Annotated in this window: 21 protein-coding genes and 3 tRNA genes; 19 read left to right on the forward strand and 5 right to left on the reverse strand. The window is 70.6% G+C overall.

The features are described 5' to 3' along the window. The coding region (locus tag FAF44_RS42830; RefSeq protein WP_237109137.1) for an AraC family ligand binding domain-containing protein at positions 1 to 497 on the reverse strand (497 nt) is incomplete at its 3' end. 41 nt (positions 498 to 538) lie between these two features. Here FAF44_RS42830 and FAF44_RS42835 point away from each other — a divergent pair. Then, on the forward strand, positions 539 to 1321 hold the full coding sequence (locus FAF44_RS42835) for a phytanoyl-CoA dioxygenase family protein (protein ID WP_237109138.1): 783 nt from the start codon (positions 539 to 541) through the stop codon (positions 1319 to 1321). Positions 1322 to 1467: 146 nt separating this feature from the next. On the opposite strand, the gene dusB is transcribed toward FAF44_RS42835, so the two are convergent. Further along, positions 1468 to 2580, reverse strand: coding sequence for a tRNA dihydrouridine synthase DusB (gene dusB / locus FAF44_RS42840; protein ID WP_237109139.1), 1113 nt, complete (start codon positions 2578 to 2580; stop codon positions 1468 to 1470). 82 nt (positions 2581 to 2662) lie between these two features. On the opposite strand from dusB, the gene FAF44_RS42845 reads away from it, so the two are divergent. The 11 genes from FAF44_RS42845 to FAF44_RS42895 all read left to right on the forward strand — a co-directional run bounded on the left by FAF44_RS42845 (position 2663) and on the right by FAF44_RS42895 (position 7779). Beyond that, entirely contained in the window at positions 2663 to 3307 is a 645-nt protein-coding gene (locus FAF44_RS42845; protein ID WP_237109140.1) for an ACT domain-containing protein, read from the forward strand. Between the two features lie 98 nt (positions 3308 to 3405). Beyond that, positions 3406 to 3477: transfer RNA gene (locus FAF44_RS42850), tRNA-Gly, on the forward strand. Between the two features lie 18 nt (positions 3478 to 3495). Next, a tRNA-Cys gene (locus FAF44_RS42855) sits at positions 3496 to 3569 on the forward strand. A gap of 1 nt (position 3570) precedes the next feature. After that, a tRNA-Val gene (locus FAF44_RS42860) sits at positions 3571 to 3645 on the forward strand. Between the two features lie 242 nt (positions 3646 to 3887). Beyond that, a complete protein-coding gene (locus FAF44_RS42865) occupies positions 3888 to 4118 on the forward strand; it encodes a hypothetical protein (RefSeq protein WP_237109141.1) in 231 nt (76 codons plus the stop codon). Then, positions 4093 to 4611 (forward strand): DUF6879 family protein, encoded by a 519-nt coding sequence (locus FAF44_RS42870; RefSeq protein WP_237109142.1) that lies wholly within the window; start codon positions 4093 to 4095, stop codon positions 4609 to 4611. The genes FAF44_RS42865 and FAF44_RS42870 overlap by 26 nt, the downstream gene beginning before the upstream one ends. 8 nt (positions 4612 to 4619) lie before the next feature. Then, complete coding sequence (locus tag FAF44_RS42875; protein WP_237109143.1) at positions 4620 to 5456, forward strand: helix-turn-helix transcriptional regulator; 837 nt, start codon at positions 4620 to 4622, stop codon at positions 5454 to 5456. Between the two features lie 59 nt (positions 5457 to 5515). After that, on the forward strand, positions 5516 to 5923 hold the full coding sequence (locus tag FAF44_RS42880) for a hypothetical protein (protein ID WP_237109144.1): 408 nt from the start codon (positions 5516 to 5518) through the stop codon (positions 5921 to 5923). Continuing rightward, positions 5920 to 6114: a hypothetical protein gene (locus FAF44_RS42885; protein ID WP_237109145.1), complete on the forward strand. Its 195-nt coding sequence runs from the start codon at positions 5920 to 5922 to the stop codon at positions 6112 to 6114. Before FAF44_RS42880 ends, FAF44_RS42885 begins: the two co-directional genes overlap by 4 nt. Beyond that, the gene (locus tag FAF44_RS42890) at positions 6111 to 6404 is read left to right on the forward strand and encodes a hypothetical protein (protein ID WP_237109146.1); all 294 of its coding nucleotides are present in this window, start codon (positions 6111 to 6113) and stop codon (positions 6402 to 6404) included. The genes FAF44_RS42885 and FAF44_RS42890 overlap by 4 nt, the downstream gene beginning before the upstream one ends. Before the next feature lie 394 nt (positions 6405 to 6798). Continuing rightward, entirely contained in the window at positions 6799 to 7779 is a 981-nt protein-coding gene (locus tag FAF44_RS42895) for a LacI family DNA-binding transcriptional regulator (RefSeq protein WP_237109157.1), read from the forward strand. Between the two features lie 22 nt (positions 7780 to 7801). Here FAF44_RS42895 and FAF44_RS42900 read toward each other — a convergent pair whose 3' ends face one another. Further along, on the reverse strand, positions 7802 to 9292 hold the full coding sequence (locus FAF44_RS42900; protein WP_237109147.1) for an alpha-N-arabinofuranosidase: 1491 nt from the start codon (positions 9290 to 9292) through the stop codon (positions 7802 to 7804). 309 nt (positions 9293 to 9601) lie between these two features. Here FAF44_RS42900 and FAF44_RS42905 point away from each other — a divergent pair, with 309 nt between their 5' ends. Genes FAF44_RS42905 through FAF44_RS42915 form a run of 3 tightly spaced genes read left to right on the forward strand, consistent with a single transcriptional unit; the run spans position 9602 to position 12683 of the window. Beyond that, on the forward strand, positions 9602 to 10933 hold the full coding sequence (locus FAF44_RS42905; protein ID WP_237109148.1) for an extracellular solute-binding protein: 1332 nt from the start codon (positions 9602 to 9604) through the stop codon (positions 10931 to 10933). Next, entirely contained in the window at positions 10933 to 11853 is a 921-nt protein-coding gene (locus FAF44_RS42910; RefSeq protein WP_237109149.1) for a carbohydrate ABC transporter permease, read from the forward strand. The genes FAF44_RS42905 and FAF44_RS42910 overlap by 1 nt, the downstream gene beginning before the upstream one ends. Next, on the forward strand, positions 11850 to 12683 hold the full coding sequence (locus FAF44_RS42915; protein ID WP_237109150.1) for a carbohydrate ABC transporter permease: 834 nt from the start codon (positions 11850 to 11852) through the stop codon (positions 12681 to 12683). Before FAF44_RS42910 ends, FAF44_RS42915 begins: the two co-directional genes overlap by 4 nt. Before the next feature lie 9 nt (positions 12684 to 12692). Here FAF44_RS42915 and FAF44_RS42920 read toward each other — a convergent pair whose 3' ends face one another. Continuing rightward, positions 12693 to 13421: a DUF6348 family protein gene (locus tag FAF44_RS42920; protein WP_237109151.1), complete on the reverse strand. Its 729-nt coding sequence runs from the start codon at positions 13419 to 13421 to the stop codon at positions 12693 to 12695. Positions 13422 to 13606: 185 nt separating this feature from the next. Here FAF44_RS42920 and FAF44_RS42925 point away from each other — a divergent pair, with 185 nt between their 5' ends. The 3 genes from FAF44_RS42925 (at position 13607) to FAF44_RS42935 (ending at position 17083) form a co-directional block, all read left to right on the forward strand. Next, a complete protein-coding gene (locus FAF44_RS42925) occupies positions 13607 to 14785 on the forward strand; it encodes a glycosyltransferase family 4 protein (protein ID WP_237109152.1) in 1179 nt (392 codons plus the stop codon). A gap of 351 nt (positions 14786 to 15136) precedes the next feature. Further along, positions 15137 to 15907, forward strand: coding sequence for a D-alanyl-D-alanine carboxypeptidase family protein (locus FAF44_RS42930; protein WP_237109153.1), 771 nt, complete (start codon positions 15137 to 15139; stop codon positions 15905 to 15907). A gap of 63 nt (positions 15908 to 15970) precedes the next feature. Next, positions 15971 to 17083 (forward strand): oxidoreductase, encoded by a 1113-nt coding sequence (locus tag FAF44_RS42935; protein ID WP_237109154.1) that lies wholly within the window; start codon positions 15971 to 15973, stop codon positions 17081 to 17083. A gap of 23 nt (positions 17084 to 17106) precedes the next feature. Here FAF44_RS42935 and FAF44_RS42940 read toward each other — a convergent pair whose 3' ends face one another. Beyond that, on the reverse strand, positions 17107 to 17736 hold the full coding sequence (locus tag FAF44_RS42940) for an alpha-ketoglutarate-dependent dioxygenase AlkB (RefSeq protein WP_237109155.1): 630 nt from the start codon (positions 17734 to 17736) through the stop codon (positions 17107 to 17109). 195 nt (positions 17737 to 17931) lie between these two features. Here FAF44_RS42940 and FAF44_RS42945 point away from each other — a divergent pair. Further along, positions 17932 to 18614: VOC family protein (locus FAF44_RS42945; RefSeq protein WP_237109156.1), on the forward strand; the 683-nt coding region annotated here is incomplete at its 3' end.

The raw sequence follows: 18614 nt of genomic DNA on the forward strand, positions 1-18614 counted from the left end.
GCCCCGAGCACCAGCTCCCGCGCCGCCCCGCCGACCACGACGGCCGGCACCCGCGCCCCCGCCAGCCCTGTCGGGCACGGCCGGTCAGGCGTCCAGCGGGTGTCCTGGAGCGCCCGCAGGAACGCCGACCCGATCCGCTCGCGCACCCCCTGTGGCACGCCCGCCACCAGGTGGCACGAGCCGCCCACGGCGAACGGCCCCAGCCACGCCGCCCAGGACGTCCGGGGCTGGAAGTGCACCCACCAGAACCGCCACCGCCGCGCCCCGGGCGCCACCCGGTAGTGCTGGGCCACCCCCGACCCCAGCAGCGCCAGATCTCCGGCCCGCACCCGGAACGACACCCCGCCCTGCTCGACGAGCCCCTCCCCGCCCTCCGTCCACAACAGCAGCCAGCTCGGCGAGCCGCCAGGACGGCGGGTGGCGTATCCGGCGCCCTGGTCGTAGTGGCCCACGATCATCAGCTCGGCAGCAGGAACAGACAGGTCCTCAGCGGTCACAGGCATACCGTCGCACGACCGCGCTCCCTAGCGTGGGAGACATGAGGCTCAACGACTTCCACGACCACGGGTACGTGCTGGCACCCGGCCTGCTCGCGCGGGAGGAGGTGGCCGGACTCCGCGACGAGTTCATGGCCCTGCACTCCCGGGGCCCCATTCCGGGCCACTTCACGCCGCAGCCGCAGGAGCCGGGCCGCCCGTACGACGTCCTGCGCGACTACCCGCGGATCATGCACCCCCACCAGGTGACCGACGTCGCCCTGCGCTACCTGCTCGACCCGCGCCTGGCGGCGATACTCCGCGAGCTCCTGGGCGAGGAGCCGATAGCAGCCCAGAGCATGTTCTACTTCAAGCCGCCCGGCGCCAGGGGCCAGGCGCTGCACCAGGACAACTTCTACCTCCGCGTCGAGCCGGGCACGTGCGTGGCCGCGTGGATGGCGCTCGACCGGGTGGACCGCGCGAACGGCGGCCTGGAGGTCGTGCCCGGCACCCACCGCATGAACCTCTTCTGCCCCGAGGAGGCCGACCAGGACGTCTCGTTCACCCGCGAGTACGTGCCCCCGCCGCCCGGCCTGGCCCGGGTGCCCGTGGACATGAACCCGGGTGACGTGCTCTTCTTCAACGGCAGCCTCGTGCACGGCTCCGAGCCCAACAGCACCGCCGACCGCTTCCGCCGCAGCTTCATCTGCCACTACGTGGGCCGCTCGGCGGAGCGGATCGCGGAGTTCTACCCGACGCTCACCATGTCCGGCGAGCCCGTACGCCTCGCACCGGCGACCGGCGGCGGCCCCTGCGGCACCGAAACGCCTGCCGGGCCCCACTAGGCCCAGCCGTGGTCGAGCCCGGAGCCGCCATTCGTCTCAGACGTGCGTTCGTACCCTGTGGTACAGACCGGATAGGCAGCGCCGGGCACTGACCAGCAACGCTTCGGGGCAAGATCACCACAATCAGCCAGCAGACCGGAGCGGGCTCAGCCGCCCGAGATGTCAGACTCCGCGTCGCCGCCCGGCACGGGGCAGTCCCAAGGGTCGTCCAGCCAGCCGTCGGGCAGTTGCACCTTGGACCGCTCGCCCGACTTGCCCCGAGGCGTGTCGGTGTTCGGCGGCCACGGCTGGTCGTGCTCCAGCTTGGCCAGCCCGGCCCGCAGCCCGTCGAGCGACTCGGCCGTGGCCAGCTCGCGGCGCAGCTCGCTCCCGACCGTGAACCCCTTCAGGTACCACCCGACGTGCTTGCGGAAGTCGGCCACGGCGTACCGCTCGATGTCAAAGCACTCGGTCAGGCCCTCGGCGTGCCTGGCCATCGTCTCGGCGACCGCGCCGAGCGTCGGCCGCACCCGCTCGGGGTTGCCGTCGAACGCGTTCTCCAGGTCCTTGAACAGCCACGGACGCCCCAGGCAGCCGCGCCCGACGACCACCCCGTCGCAGCCGGTGCGGGCCACCATCCGGAGAGCGTCGTCGGCGGACCAGATGTCGCCGTTGCCCAGCACGGGGATCTCCGGCACGGCCTCCTTCAGCCGCGCGATCGCCTCCCAGTCGGCGACGCCGCCGTAGTGCTGCTTGGCGGTGCGGGCGTGCAGCGCGATCGCGGCGACCCCCTCCTCGACGGCGATGCGCCCGGCGTCGAGGTAGGTCAGGTGATCGTCGTCGATGCCCTTGCGCATCTTCATCGTCACGGGCAGCGGCCCGGCGTTCGCGACCGCCGCGCGCAGGATGCGCCGCAGCAGATTCCGCTTGTACGGCAGCGCCGACCCGCCTCCGCGCCTGGTCACCTTGGGCACCGGGCAGCCGAAGTTGAGATCGATGTGATCGGCCAGGTCGTCCTCGGCGATCATCTTGGCCGCGCGGCCCACGATGTCGGGGTCAACCCCGTAGAGCTGGATGCTCCTGGGCCGCTCGGAGTCGGCGAACCTGATCATCCGCAGCGTCTTGGGATTACGCTCGACGAGCGCCCTCGTCGTGATCATCTCGCACACGAACAACCCCGCGCCCTGCTCCCGGCAGAGCACGCGGAACGGCGCGTTGGTGATGCCCGCCATCGGCGCCAGCACCACGGGCGGCCACACCTCGACAGGCCCGATCTTCACTCCCACAGTTGTAGCGCAGGTCAGGCCGTAACCGGTATTCGCCGATAGTCTGTGATCGGCATCTTCGGGTTGAGGGGGATGGATGCTTCTTCGCGTACGCCTGGCGCTGCCCGACCGACCGGGCGCGCTGGCGCAGGTCACCAAGGTCCTGGGGGCGGCGGGAGCCGACATCACCCAGCTCACGGTCCTCGACCGGGGCGCCGGGCAGGCCGTGGACGACATCACGGTCTTCTGCCCCGACAGCACCTCGCGCCAGGCCCTGCGCAAGAGCCTGGAGGGCGTCGAGGGCGTGACGATCGAAGGTGTCTGGCCCACGCGCGAAGCGCCCGGCACCTACCCCGAGCTGGAGATACTCAAGTACATCACCACGGCGGGCGATCGGGCGCTGACGACGCTCATCGACTCGCTGCCGGTCCTGTTCAGCGCCGACTGGGCGGCCACCACCGCCGAGGGCCGCGTCGTCTACGCGAGCTGGCGCGCCCCGCAGGACCTGGTCCCGCCGGCCGAGGTGCCCGCCCGTCCCATGGCCCTGACCCAGGACAGCGGGCTGCACCTCATCCACGCCCCGCTCCCGCCGCTGGCGCTGTCCCTGCTGCTGGCCCGCTCGGAGGGCCCGGCCTTCCACCGCATCGAGGTCCACCGCCTCACACGCATCCTGGAGATCTTCCTCAGCCTCCCCGCCACCGAGCGCAGCGTCGCCCGCCAGCTCCGCAAGGAGGCCCATTAGCGCCCGTTCCGGCGTGACACGGGCGGTGGGCACGATCCACGAGTAAGCATCCGGTCGAGAAACGCGCTATTGTTAACCACGCAGCTACACAATGCGGCGCGGAAGTGGCTCAGTGGTAGAGCATCACCTTGCCAAGGTGAGGGTCGCGGGTTCGAATCCCGTCTTCCGCTCGGATCGGTTTTTGACTCGGTGGCGTGGCCGAGAGGCGAGGCAGCGGCCTGCAAAGCCGTCCACACGGGTTCAAATCCCGTCGCCACCTCCACGGACGATTAGCTCAGCGGGAGAGCGCTTCCCTGACACGGAAGAGGTCACTGGTTCAATCCCAGTATCGTCCACCAGACTCCCTGACAGGCCAGGTCCGACCTGGCCGAACAGGAGTTACAGCCCCAGCTCACGGCACATGCCGGGAGCCTGGGGCTTCTTGTTGTCCTGGGTTGATCATGGTTGTGGTCAGCACCGGTGCTGACGTTGTGCCACCCCACAAAGACACGTCTCCGGCGAGGGTTGACGGAGCTGCGACCTGGGCCGACGATCGCGGAGTCGAGCAAAGTGCGGCAAAGCTCCAGCGGAGGTAGCGATCATGAAGTTGACGTTCCTGGGCAAGGAGACGACCGGGGATCAGTCCCCGACCCTGTACGCCACCGACCGGGGCACCATCGTGGTGCAAGGATGGAAGATCACAGACCCCGAAGCCCTCGAAACCCTCAAGGACGTACCGGACCACGAGACGTTCCTGGAGGTTCCCAGGGAACTCATGCGGCACCTGCCCAAGGAGTGGTTCGAACATGGAGACGCAGCGCCTAACCCGTGACGACTTCCGGGCGCTGTGGCTTCGACGTCGGCAAGCCTTCCATCTGGAGATGAGGGACTCCTACGGCGTCGAGGACGAAGAAGGACCATTCCGCAGGTGGCTCCTGGGCGAGCCGGACGACTACCAGTGGCATCAGTCCTGGCTGTCCTTCGCCCGGAGATCCACCCGCCGGGGAACGGCCATCCAGCGGGCGCGGATCGTGACCGAGCCCTTGAGCGACTACATCAAATGGGCCATGACCATCGACCCGCAGAACATCGAGGCAGGCGAGGCCATCCGCTATCTGCCCCGGCACGAAGCCCTCGACATCGACCTGCCCGAAGAGGATTACTGGCTGCTTGACGAGGACACCCTGGTCCTCAGCTTGTTCCTGCCGGACGGCTCCTCAGGAGGCTTCGGCCTGGTCTCTGATCCCGGCCTTCTTCAGCGGTGCCGCACGGTGCGAGACCAGGTCTGGGCGAGGGCCATTCCCTATGCTCAGTACGTCGCGTAGCCGCTCCGGTGTCGACGCCAGCGCAAAAGGCCCGCGAGGCACTCGGCGTGCGCCTGCGAGACATCCGCAGGGATGTGGGGCTGTCAGGCGTCCAACTGGCGACCTTGGCAGGTTGGCACTCCTCAAAGGTCTCTCGCATCGAGTACGGCAGGCGCAACGCCTCCGAGGATGACCTACGGGTGTGGTGCGAGCACTGCCACGCCGAAGAGCAGCTTGCCGAACTGGTGGCCGCTCTCCGCTCCATCGAGACCATGTATGTGGAGTGGCGTAGGCAACTCGGCGTCGGAACGCGCAAGCGCCAGCGTGACCGGCTGACGATGGAGGCCGAAACCAGTTTGTTTCGGATGTTCGAGACGTTCTATATTCCCGGTCTCTTTCAGACTCCCGAGTACGCCGCCTCCGTGCTGACCAGTGTCGTGGAGTTGCTGCGGGTTCCCAATGACGTGACCCAAGGGGTCCAGGCGCGCATGGAGCGACGGCACATCCTCTTCCGCAGGAAACACCGCTTCCACGCGGTGATCTGTGAGGTAGCGCTGAGTGCCGGCGTGGTTTCCCGTGAGGTGATGCCTGCCCAGCTCGACCAGCTTCTCCAGGACATGGATCTGCCCTCGGTCAGGCTGGGGATCATCCCCACCACAGCACCTCATCAGGCACTCCCTCTGACGGGCTTCTGGATACTGGACCGCCGAGTGGTTCAGATCGAGACCCTTGCCGCGAGCCTCGCCCTGAACCAATCCCATGAAGTAGCCGTGTATGAGCGGGCCTTTGATCGACTCGCAGCGTCGGCGGTCTATGGGGCCAAGGCCAGGGCACTGATCGGCAACGCACGGGCGGCCATCAGCTAGTGCGGCAAAGAGCGGCAAACACCTTGGATGATTGATCGCTGGACTCCAACCGTCGAGGCATGGCGGGCACACACACAACAGATTCGAGCGCCGTACTGCTCTGTCGGCCGATCTCTGAGGAGACGGCGGCAGAGCAGAACGCGGCCCTCGACCTGCTTCTGACGCATCTGACCATCACCGGTGTTCACGCTGAACTGATCAAGCGGCAGATTCCCACGCGCTGCGCGGTCAAGCTGTACGCGAGCGGGGAGTCGCTTTGGCATCCTCCGGAACTCGTCATCTACACCGATGCCGGTTGGCGGGTCGCCACGGTGTCGGTCGGGGAGCGCTCCGGTAGTTACATGGTCGCGCTGGCGCGCGTCGGCCTGGACAACGAATCGTATGCCGCCAGGGTGGAAGTCGTACCGGCCCACTTGCCCGGCCGTGCCGCCCTGCTGGTAGCCCAGAGCGCAGGCGCTCCGGCATGACCCTTGACGAGCTTCGGGCGACGTACAACAACGCGTGGGAGATCAGCACAGAGCCGGTTGCATACGTTTTTGCGTGGCGGCGCGTGCCGCTCACCCCCAATCAGCTTGGCGCTACGAGCGTCAACGTCCTTCATGCGTGGGACCTCGACGAGCTGACGGAAAAGCTGGAAGAGCAGGAGACGCCGAAATGAGCGACGAACACCCCGTTGTCCTGCACTGGGAGTCATCTCCCTTCGCGGCTCGATCGCTTCCCCTCGAAGGGATCTCGTACGGGCATGCAGGCGGCATTCGAGCGTTCGCGCTCGTGGCCAGCGGAAGAAAAGTCGCCCTTCGTTCCTACCTGCCAACTTCGAACGGGAAGCCCGTCAAGGACGAAGAGTTTCCCAGCCGCGAGAAAGCCAAGGAGCGGGCGAATGAGATCCTGAAGTCATTCGTCACCGGCCTATTCGGAACGCGCACGACGAAGCAGCGCGCCTCATAGACGCCACCGGGTCAGGCGGAGCCTGGCAGCACGCCTATCCGGGGTGCCAACGGCCCCCGATCAGAACAGGCAGACGAGCCCCGCACATGAATGCCTGCCTGAGGATCACGCATCCCGCGTACGTGATCCGGCCGCCCTCCGGTCGGAGTTTCTTCGTTTCTTGGTTAGTCGGCGTCGCCGGTGCGAGTAGCTGCCGAAGCAGCTACGGGGAGTGCAGCAGGCCGTAACAGAAGGTGTTGAGCCGTGAGAGCCGAGATGACCGTGCAGATTCTGCACTGCGACCCGCCTGACCACCTGCGGACAATGATCGCGCGCTCGCCCCCTCCGCCTGTTAGCGTTATCGGTGAGGGGGTGAGCCGCGGTGAGATCGAAACCCGGCAGGCCGGCGGTGCTGATGGATGTCGCCGTGCTCGCGGGCGTGTCCACCATGACCGTCTCACGCGTGCTGAACACCCCCGACCTCGTCCGCGCCGAGACCAGGGCCCGGGTGCTGGCCGCCGTGCGCGAGCTCGACTACCGCCCCAACCAGGCCGCCCGCCAGCTCGTCACCGGCCGCTCGGGCGTGCTCGGCGTGGTCAGCATCGACACCACGCTCTACGGCCCGGCCTCCACGCTCTACTGCATCGAGCAGGCCGCCAGGCACGCCGGCTACAACGTCAGCATCGCCAGCCTCAGCTCGCTCAACCGCAGGTCGATGGAGGAGGGCGTGCAGCGGCTGCGCACCCAGTCCGTCGACGGCGTGATCATCGTGGCGCCGCACGAGTCGGCCGCCGACGGGCTGCGGAACCTGCCGCCGGAGATGCCGGCGGTCGCGGTGGACGCCGCCGACGACATCCCCGTGCCGGTGGTGAAGGTCGACCAGGGGGCCGGGGCCGCCCGCGTCACCCGCCACCTGCTCAGCCTCGGTCACCGCAGCGTGTGGCACGTGGCGGGGCCCGCCGACTGGCTCGACGCCAACGGCCGCATCGAGGGCTGGAGCGGCGTGCTGGAGTCGGCGGGGCGGCCGGTGCCGGAGGTGCTGCGCGGCGACTGGAGCGCCCGCTCCGGCTACCAGCTCGGCCGCCGCCTGGCCCCGGACCCCGAGGTCACGGCGGTGTTCGTGGCCAACGACCAGATGGCGCTCGGCGTGCTGCGCGCGTTGCGCGAGGCCGGGCGGCGGGTGCCCGAGGACGTGAGCGTGGCGGGCTTCGACGACATCCCGGAGTCGGCGTACTTCTGGCCGCCGCTGACGACCGTGCGCCAGGACTTCGGCGAGGTCGGGCGGTACGCCTTCCACCTGCTGCTCGACCGGATGGCCGGGGTCGAGCCGCAGGCGCGGCGGCTGATCGAGCCGGAGCTGGTCGTCCGCGAGAGCACCGGGGCCGCGCCCGGCTGAGCCGGGCCCTCGCGGGCGGGGGTCAGGCCAGCCGGATCACGTTCCACGACACCGGGGGCAGCAGCACCCGCAGCGGGCCGGCCTCGACGTCCGGGTTCGGGCGGGGGGCGATCCGCGTGGGGTCGTCGGCCGTGTTGCGGGCGTAGACGTCGGCGTCCGTCAGGGTGGTGGCCTCGACGACGCGTACGCCGCCGAGCGCCCGCGCGTCGATCTCCAGCGACAGCGGCCCGCCGGTCGAGCGGTTCACCGCGAACAGCGTGGTGCCCTCGGCGTCGTGCGTGGCCACGGCGTGCAGCAGCGGCACCTCGCCGTACGCCTTCGTCTCGTACGCGGGCGAGTCCGGCTCCACCCGCAGCACGTCGCCGGTCGCGAACCGGGACGCCTGGGCGAACGGGTGGAAGGTGGTCTGCCGCCACGCCCGGCCGCCGGGCTCGGTCATGATGGGCGCGATCACGTTCACGAGCTGGGCCAGGGAGGCGGCGCTCACCCGGTCGCTGTTGCGCAGCAGCGTGATCAGCAGCCCGCCGAAGGCGACCGCGTCGGCCAGGTGGTAGTGGTCCTCCAGCAGCGGCGGCGCGACCGGCCAGTCCTCGGGCGTCCCGGTGTCGTGGAAGCGCGACAGGTACCAGACGTTCCACTCGTCGAAGGAGATGTCGATCTTCTTGCGGGACTTGAGCCGCGCCCCGACGTGGTCGGCGGTGGCCACGACCGAGGAGATGAAGTACTCCATGTCGGTCGAGCAGGCCAGGAAGCTGCCGAGGTCGCCGTCCTTCTCCTCGTAGTAGGCGTGGCAGGAGATGTAGTCGACCAGGTCGTAGGTCTCCGCCAGCACCTCCGCCTCCCACGTGCCGAACGTGGGCATGCTGGAGCTGGAGCTGCCGCACGCGACCAGTTCCAGCTTCGGGTCCACCATGCGCAGGGCGCGGGCGGTCTCGGCGGCCAGCCGGCCGTACTCGCGGGGGGTCTTGTGGCCGGTCTGCCAGGGGCCGTCCATCTCGTTGCCCAGGCACCACATCCTGATGCCGTGCGGCTCCTTGGAGCCGTTGGCGACGCGCAGGTCCGACAGCGTGGTGCCGGACGGGTGGTTGCAGTACTCGAGCAGGTCGAGGGCCTCGGCGATGCCCCGGGTGCCGAGGTTGACGGCCATCATGGGCTCCACGCCGGCCTTGCGGCACCAGCGGACGAACTCGTCCACGCCGACCTCGTTCGTCTCGGTGCTGTGCCAGGCCAGGTCGAGCCGGCGCGGACGGCGCTCGACGGGGCCGATGCCGTCCTCCCAGCGGTAGCCGGAGACGAAGTTGCCGCCGGGGTAGCGGACGGTGGACACGCCCAGCTCCCTGGTGAGGCCGAGCACGTCGCCGCGGAAGCCGTCGTCGTCGGCCGTGGGGTGGTCGGGCTCGTAGATGCCGGTGTAGACGCAGCGCCCGAGGTGCTCCACGAAGGTGCCGAAGGTGCGCCGCCGGACCGGGGCGACCGTGAAGGCGGGATCGAGGGTGACTTTGGCCTGATGCACGGGGGCGACTCCCTGTTTCTCGGGCGTTTCGTGGTTCCCGATTGTTAGCGTTATCACTTGGCCGGGTCAAGGGGTGGCGATCACCGCAACCGGTTGCCATGGACCCTTGACATGCAGCTTGTTACCGCTAACACTCGGGTAACCCCGCAGAAACACGGGGTCCGCACGGCGGTCGCCGAGACCCGGACGGCCCCGCCCCACCGCCTCTCCGCGCCCGGCGCGGGAGGTCGATTCACGGCTGCCCTGAACCTCCCGGATGTTAGCGAGAACATGGTCAAGCGATAGCTCGGTGAAGGAAGAGGCCCCCCAGTGCACGGTCCCCCCGACATCACCCGCCGGCACCTTCTCGGCGGCAGCCTCGCACTGCTCGGCGCCGCCACCACGGGATGCGCGATCCCCGTGGGACTCGGCTCGTCCCAGACCCGCGTGCAGTACTGGCACTTCCTCGGCGCCAGCGACGGCATCATCATGAACAACATGGTCCAGGCGTTCGCCAAGGACACCCCCGGCGTCTTCGTCGAGGAGAACGTGCTCGCCTGGGGCGAGCCGTACTACACCAAGCTCGCGATGGCCGGCTCCGGCGGACGCTCGCCCGACCTGGCCACCTTCCACCTGGCCCGGCTGGCCGGCATCGGCGCGAACGCCATCCTCGACCCCATCGACCTCCGCCTGCTGGAGGAGGCCGGCCTCAAGGCCGCCGATTTCAGCCCGCCCATCTGGGAGCGTGCCCACCTCGACGGCGTGCTGTACGCGATCCCGTTCGACGCCCACCCGATGGTGCAGTACTACAACACCGACATCTGCGCGCAGGCCGGGCTGCTCGGCCCCGACGGCAAGCTGCTGCCCACCACCGGCGTGGACCAGCTCATCGCCCAGCTCACCAAGGCCAAGGACGCGATGGGCGGCAAGCCGCCGCTGGCCTTCGACGCCCTCGGCCTCGGCACCGTGGGGCCGTGGCGGGTGTGGTGGTCGCTGTACCCGCAGAGCGGCGGCACCCTGCTGTCGGACGACGGCGCCACGATCACCATCGACGACGCCAAGGCGCTGGAGGCCCTGCGGCTGATGCAGCGGCTGGGCCAGGAAGGGCTGTGCGACTGGCGGACGGACTACGGGGCCTCCGTCGCCAAGTTCACCAACGGCGAGGCGGCCTTCCTGTGGAACGGCGACTGGGAGACCACCGGGCTCAAGGAACGCAAGACGCCGTTCAGCATGACCCGCTTCCCCGCCGTCTTCGGCACCGGCTCGGCGCAGGCCGACTGCCACTCGTTCGTGCTGCCCCACCAGCGGGTCCGGGACCCCGAGGTGGAGCGGGCCACGTACCGGCTCATCGCCTACCTCGTCAGGAACAGCGCCGACTGGGCGGTGGCCGGGCACGTGCCCGCGTACCTGCCGGCCCTGGAGGAGCCCGACTACCTCGCGCTGAACCCGCAGTCGGAGTACCGCTCGGTCATCACCGAGGTCGCCCTCGACCCGCAGGTGTGGTTCGCCGGGTCCGCCTCGCGGTTGTGGATCGAGTTCGGTGAGGCGTTCTCGCCGGTCATCGGCGGCACGCGGACGCCGGAGGAGGGCCTGGCCGTCGCCAAGGCCGCGCTGACGCGGCTGATGTCCGCCCCGAACCCCTTCCCCCGCGAGGAGCGCTGATGACCACCACCGTCGCGGCGCCCGCGAGCACGGCCCCCCTCGCCAAGGCCAAGGTCCGGCGCGGCTGGACGCAGCACGGGCTGGTGTTCGTGACGCCGTTCCTGCTGATCTACGTGCTCTTCCTGGTCTGGCCGACCGTGCTCGGCTTCCAGATGAGCCTGTCGAGCGTGAACATCGCCGGCGGCAACAACCACTTCGTCGGCTTCGGCAACTACCTCGAGGCGTTCGGCGACCCGCGCATGTGGCGCTCGTTGTGGAACACGCTCGTCTTCACCGTGCTGAGCACGATCCCGCTGGTGTTCTTCGGGCTGGCGTTCGCGCTGCTGGTGCACCACCTGCGCTTCGTGCAGTGGTTGTGGCGGCTGTCGTTCTTCGGGCCGTTCCTGCTGCCGTCGGCCGTCGTGTCGATCCTGTGGCTGCAGATGATCTACCCGCCCGACTACGGCCTGATCAACGGCGCGCTCGGCACCGACGTGCTGTGGCTGGGCGACCCCTCCACCGCCATGTGGTCGGTGGTGCTGACCACCGTCTGGTGGACGGTCGGCTTCAACTTCCTGCTCTACCTGGCCGCGCTCCAGTCGATCCCGCAGCACCTGTACGAGGCCGCCGCCATCGACGGCGCGTCCGCCTGGGACAAGCTGCGCTCCATCACCCTGCCGCTGCTCGGCCGCACCACGGCGCTCATCGTGGTGCTGCAACTGCTGGCCTCGCTGAAGGTGTTCGACCAGATCTACCTGATGACCGGCGGCGGGCCGCAGGACGCCACCCGCCCGATCATCGAGTACGCCTACGACATCGGCTTCACCGGTTACCGCACCGGCTACGCGTCGGCCGTGTCGTACATCCTGTTCGTCCTGATCGTCATCGTCTCCCTGGCGCAGCTCCGGCTGTTCCGCAAGCGCGAGGAGGTCGCGTCGTGACCAAGCGGTTCAGTCTCAGCCAGCTCATCCTGCTCCTCATCGCGCTGGTGCTGGCGGCCGTCTGGCTGGCGCCCGTCCTGTGGGCGGTGGCCACCTCGCTCAAGCCCGAGTCGGAGACCACCACGCTCCCGCTGCGGTGGTTCGGCAGCGAGATCACGTTCGACGCGTACGCGCTGGTGCTGGGCACCGGCGGCATCGTCAAGTGGGCGATCAACTCGACCGTCACGGCCGTCGTCGTCACGTTCCTGACCGTGCTGTTCTCGGCGATGGCGGCCTACGGGTTCGCGCGCACGCAGTTCAGGGGCCAGCGGGCGCTGCTGGCGCTGATCCTGGCCGGGATCATGGTGCCGCCCCAGGTGCTGATCGCGCCGCTGTTCGCGGAGATGGTCGCCTTCGGGCTCGTGGACACCTGGTGGGCCATCATCCTGCCGCAGGTGGCCGCCCCGCTGATCGTCTACATCCTGGTGAAGTTCTTCCAGGACGTGCCGCCCGAGCTGGAGCAGGCCGCCTTCGTGGACGGGGCGGGGCGCTGGCGGGTGTTCTTCACCATCGTGCTGCCCCTGTCGCGGCCGGTGCTCGCGGCCGTGTCGATCTTCACGTTCATCACCACCTGGAACAACTTCCTGTGGCCGTTCCTGGTCTCCACCGACCCGAACACGATGACGCTGCCGGTCGGTCTGGCGAACGTGGTCCAGGGGACGTTCGGACTGCGGTACGCGCAGATCATGGCGTCGGTGGTGCTCGCCGGGCTGCCGCTGCTGGTGGTGTTCGTGCTGTTCCAGCGGCAGATCATCCGGGGGGTGGCGCACACGGGGCTCGCCGGTCAGTGAGCGGCCGGGTCACTCCTGGTGGACGAGCAGGACGAAGGTGCGGGCGTAGGACAGACCGCCGGCCGGGCGCGGCCAGTCGAGCTCGGCCAGCGCCCGCGAGGCCGCCTCGTGGCGGGCGCCGTTGACCTGGATCTCGGCGGTCTCGGTGCCCTTGCCACCGGGACCGCCGGGCTCGCCGTCTCGCCCGCCTTCTCGCCCGCCGCCGAAGAACGCCTTGAGGCCCACCAGGTGCTCGCGGTCGAAGGCGCCTTTCAGCGCCGGGGCCAGGTGCGGCAGCAGGACGTGCTGGACCGCCCACCGCTGGACGGCGTCGTGCTCGTCGCCGGTGCCCCAGCCGATGATGCCGCCGTGGATGGCGTGCCAGCCGGGGAAGCCGTCGGGGTCGCCGGGGGCGAAGTGGGCGGCGTGGGAGCCGTCCTGGACGGCGAGTTCGAGCAGGGCCCCGGCGGTCGTGCCGAGCCACATGGTGATCGCCCGGTCCAGGGACTCGGTGACGGTGGCGCCGTAGCCGGTGACGCAGTCGGAGATCGTGGTGTCGCCGGGACGGTCGACGTTGAGCACGAAGTCGAGGTCGAGGTGGGCGGGGCTGCCGGTGTGCCGGGCGCCGAGGCGGACGGCGAGGCTGCCCGGCCCTTTGGCCATCCCGTCGCCGGCCTGCCAGGGGCGGCCCGTGGCCGTGCTCAGGTGCTCGGCGACCATGCTCAGAACCGTCTCGTCCGCCGGCCGTACGCCGTCCATGGCAACCCCTCGCCTCGTCCCTCCCTTTAGGCTAGCGGCCTTGATCATGAACGCCGAACTCCGTTGCCAGGCAACTGCCAGGAACGCTGGGTAGTCTGCCTCGGCATGAATCGGCAGCCCCCGCCTCCGCCCCGCGATGACCGGCCACCGGACCTGTTCGTCCGCGGGAGGCGGGTGCCCGGCTCGTGAGGATCCGCTATCTCATGCTGCACGCCTTCGGCATGGGCGGCACCATCCGGACGGTGGTCAACCAGGCGAACGCGATGGCCGCCGCCGGCCACGACGTGGAACTGGTCAGCACGGTACGCCGGCGCGACGCCCCGCGCTTCGCCCTCCACCCCCGCGTCACCGTCACCACGCTGGTGGACCAGCGCGACGGCCGGCGGCCGGACTCGGTGGCGCGCCGGGCCTGGCGCAGGGTGCGCGGGAAGATCGTGCCGCGCGGCGAGTTCGCGGCCGGCTACTTCACCGAGCGGGTGGAGCGGGCCGTCATGGAGTACGTCTCCGGGCTGAGCGACGGCGTGCTCGTGACCACCCGGCCGGCGCTGAGCCTGATCGCGGCCCGGCGGGCTCCCAAGCCGGTCGTCCGCGTGGCCCAGGAGCACATGAACCTGTCGGCCTACCCCGAGACCATCCGCAGGGAGATCGCCCGCCACTACGGCCGTTTCGACGCGATCACCGTCCTGACCGGTACGAACCGCCTCGAATACCAGCGGCTGCTGCCCGGCACGCCGATCGTGCGGCTCCCGAACGCGGTGCACCGGGTCGAGCAGGAGCCCTCCCGGCAGACCGAGCCCGTGGTGATCGCGGCCGGGCGGCTGGTCCCGCAGAAGGGGTTCGACCTGCTGATCAAGGCGTTCGCGCAGGTGGTGCCCGAGCATCCGGAGTGGCGGCTGCGCGTGTTCGGCACCGGGCCGCGCAGGGGGCAGCTCGCCGGGCTGGTCGAGCAGCACGGGCTGGGCGGGCACGTGTCGCTGCCGGGCCGTACCGAGCGGCTGGACCAGGAGCTGGCCGCCGCCTCGGTGTACGCGCTGAGCTCCCGCTTCGAGGGCCTGCCCATGGTGATGATCGAGGCGATGACGCACGCGCTGCCGGTGGTCGCCTTCGACTGCCCGGCCGGCCCGGGGGACGTCCTGACCGACGGCGTGGACGGCGTGCTGGTGCCCCCGAGGGACGTGGCCGCGCTGGCCGCCGCGCTGAACCGGGTCATCGCCGACCGGGAGCTGCGGCTGCGCATGGGGCGGGCGGCGGTGCGGACGTCGCGGGCGTACGGGCCGGAGCAGGTGATGCCGCTGTGGGAGGACCTGTTCTCGGAGCTGCTGGCGGGCGAGCGCGTCGCCGACAACTTCTGGCCCGGCCGCTGACGGTCCCGCGCCGTGGCGGCGTGCGTGACCGCCACGGCTGGGCCGCCGGACGTGCGGGGTGCCGGGTGCACCCTCGCCGTACGGGTGGGACGAATGAGCCGTTTTTACCTTTATCTCAGGAAAGATTTACCCATTTCGGCATTGCCAGCCATATAAGGGCTGCTAGGGGTGCTCGTCGCGAAATATCCCTGATTTCGTCAAACGCAGTCCAAGAGGCCCGGCATTCTGTGCCGTATGCGTAATCGGAAAGCACTTCTGGCTGCCACGGCAGGCGCTCTTGCCCTGGTCACAGGGCTGACCGCGCCTGCGCATGCCGGCGCGAGCACCGGCACCGCTCCGGCCGTCACCTCTGTGGAGAGCAGCGCCCCCGCCGTGTACGGCCGTGCCGCCTACCTGATGGACGCCGCCTCCGGCGACGTCCTGTTCGCCAAGGACGGCACGGAACGCCTGCCGGTCGCCAGCCTGACCAAGACCATGACCGCGTACGTGGTGCTCCAGCACGCCAAGCCCACGGACGTGGTGCGGATCGAGCGCGCGGACGTCGCGTACGCGGAGGACGGCGGCGGCACCACCGCGAACCTGCGCGCCGGCGACCGCCTGACGGTCCGCGAACTCCTGTACGGCCTGATGCTGCCCTCCGGGGCCGACGCCGCGCACGCGCTGGCCCGCACGTACGGGCCGGGCGTCGGGGGCTTCGTGGCCAAGATGAACGACACGGCGCGCGCGCTCGGCCTGAACGACACCCACTACGTCAACGCCGACGGCCTGCCCACGCCGCGCGGCGACGGCTACTCCACCGCCAGGGACCAGGCCGTGCTGGCCGCCAAGGCGCTCCAGGTGCCGCTGATCAAGCAGGTGGCCGGGACCGGTGAGCACGCGCTCGCCGCCGGTGGCGAGCACCGCTCCTACTACTGGCGCAACACCAACCGGCTGCTCGGCACGCCGGGCGCGATCGGGCTGAAGACCGGCTTCACGCGGGCGGCGGGGTACTGCCTGGCGTTCGCGGGCGAGTCGGACGGCCGGGTGCTGGTCGGCGTGCTGCTGGACGAGTCCGTCTCCAGCCGCCGGTTCAGCACGGCCGAGGCGCTGCTGTCCTGGGGGTCGGCCCACCGGGCGGCCTGATCGCGGACGGCCAGAGCGCCGGGGCCATGGACCCCGTTGATCCTTTGGGTTAGTTTGCCCGGCATGAGGCTCCGAATCGTGTCAGGCGCGCTGTCGGTGGCGGCCGTGCTCGCCGCCGCCGTACCGTCCCCCGCCCAGGCCGTGCCGCCGCCCGAGCAGCAGGCGCTCTCCGCCCGGCCCGGCACGCCCCGGCCGGGGCTCGGGCCGGCCTGGGAACTCAAGGAGACGGGCGTGACCGCCCGCCTGCGCGGCCTGTCACCCGTCAGCCGGGACGTGGTCTGGGCCTCGGGCTCGGCCGGGACCGTGCTGCGAACCGTGGACGGCGGCCGTACCTGGCAGAACGTCTCCCCGCCCGGCACGGACGCGCTGCAGTTCCGCGACATCGAGGCGTTCGACGCGCGGCGGGCCGTGGCGCTGTCCATCGGCGCGGGCACCGACTCGCGCGTCTACCGGACCGAGGACGGCGGCCGCACCTGGACGGAGACGTTCAGGAACGCCGAGCCCCAGGCGTTCTACGACTGCATGGCCTTCTTCGACCGGCGGCACGGGCTGGCCATGAGCGACCCCGTGGACGGCCGCTTCCGCATCCTCGCCACCGACGACGGCGGGCGGACCTGGCGGACACTGCCGCCGGACGGGATGCCGCAGGCGCTGCCGGGCGAGGCGGGCTTCGCGGCGAGCGGCCAGTGCCTGGCCGTGTCGGGCGCGCGGGACGCCTGGCTGGCCTCCGGCGGGGCCGAGCGGGCCCGGGTGTTCCACTCGGGCGACCGGGGCCGGACGTGGACGGTGGCCGACACGCCGATCCCGGCCGGCGACCCGGCACGCGGCGTCTTCGGCCTGGCCTTCCGCGACCGCCACCAGGGCATCGCGGTCGGGGGCGACTACCGGCCCGAGGAGCAGTCGCCCGCCGCGGGGGCGGTGAGCGGGGACGGCGGGGCCTCCTGGCAGCCCGCCGCGACGCCGCCGCCCGCCTACCGGTCGGGCGTCGCGTGGCTGCCGCACCTGCCGTTCGCGGCCGTCGCCGTGGGACCGTCGGGCAGTGACGTGACGTACTCGGGCGGGCGGAGCTGGGAGACCTTCGACGGCGGCTCGTTCGACACGATCGCCTGCACGCGCGACCGCTCGTGCTGGGCGGCGGGCGAGCAGGGCCGGGTGGCCAGGCTGACGGTGAAGTAGCCGGGCATCCGGGCGAGCACCGCTCAGCGGACGCCGCGCGGGCGGAACTGGATGCTGATGCGGGGCCCCGACGGGCGGCTCGTCTTGGGGATCGCGTGCTCCCACGTGCGCTGGCAACTGCCGCCCATCACGATCAGATCGCCGTGGCCCAGCTCGCGCCGGATCGACGGCCCGCCGCCCCGGGGGCGCAGCAGGAGCGGGCGCGGGCTGCCGACCGAGACGATGGCGACCATGGTGTCCTCGGTGCCGCCGCGCCCGATGGTGTCGCCGTGCCAGGCCACGCTGTCGCGGCCGTCGCGGTAGAAGCAGAGCCCGGCCGTGGCGAACGGCTCGCCGAGCTCGTGCGCGTAGTGGGCGTCGAGCGCGCGGCGGGCGTCGTCGAGCACGGGGTCGGGCAGCGGCTCGCCCTCGTCGTAGAACTTCAGCAGCCGGGGCACCTCGACGACCCGGTCGTACATGCGCCGCCGCTCCGCGCGCCAGGGCACCCGCTCGGCCAGCCGCTCGAAGACCGTGTCGGCGCCCGCCAGCCAGCCCGGCCGCAGGTCGATCCAGGCGCCGTGGTCGAGGCCGGTGCGGCGGACCGTGCCGCCGAGCGGCCCGAGGCCCGGTTCGGCGTCGAGATCGAGCAAAGAGGCCTGGAACGGGGCTGTCATGCTGTCGAGTGTAGGCCATCCTTCAAACACCCATTCGATTTGGCGGAAGCGACTTCTTCGATCAGCGGGCCGTGTCAGGCTGGTGGACGCCGGAGATGAGTGGCATCGCCCCCCTCGGCCCGCACCGGAGGTGAAGAGGCCACCCACGGCCACCCACCGTTTCGTCATGCGCATCGTCATGCGAAGGAGCAAGCCATGCTCACCACGCACTACCTCCCGGGCTCCCCGTGCTGGCTCGACGTCAGCAGCCCCGACCTGGACGCGTCGGCCGCGTTCTACACCGGCCTGTTCGGCTGGGAGTCGTTCTCGCTGGGCCCCGAGCACCGTGACTACCGCTTCTGCCAGGTCGGCGGCGAGACGGTCGCCGGCATCAGCGCGCAGAACCCGTCCAGGGGCGCCCCGGCGTGGCTGACGTACTTCCGCTCGCCGGACGCGGACGCCGTCGCGAAGACGGTCGAGCAGGCGGGCGGCACGGTCGTGGGGCCGCCGCTCGACATCGAGGGGCAGGGCCGGATGGCGGTGTTCGCCGATCCGGCCGGGGCGGCGTTCGCCGTCTGGCAGCCGGGCGCGACCGACGGGCTCGGCCTGGTCACGGAGGCCGGCTCGCTGAGCTGGGTCGAGCTGTACGCGGCCGACCCCGCCGGCATCCGGTCCTTCTACCGGTCGGTGTTCGGCTGGCGGGTCGAGGACCTGCCGATGGGCGGCACCGTCTACACCGTGATCTCGCCCGCGGAGGGCGGGGAGTCGTCGGCGATGGCCGGCATCGTCCCGCTCCCTGAGGGGGAGGCGGCGCACTGGCTGCCGTACTTCGAGGTGCTCGACTGCGACGCCACGGTGGCGGCGGCGCAGCGGCTCGGGGCGCAGACGCGGGCTCCGGC

This window comes from Nonomuraea sp. MG754425 (assembly GCF_021699195.1).
GTDB lineage: Bacteria > Actinomycetota > Actinomycetes > Streptosporangiales > Streptosporangiaceae > Nonomuraea.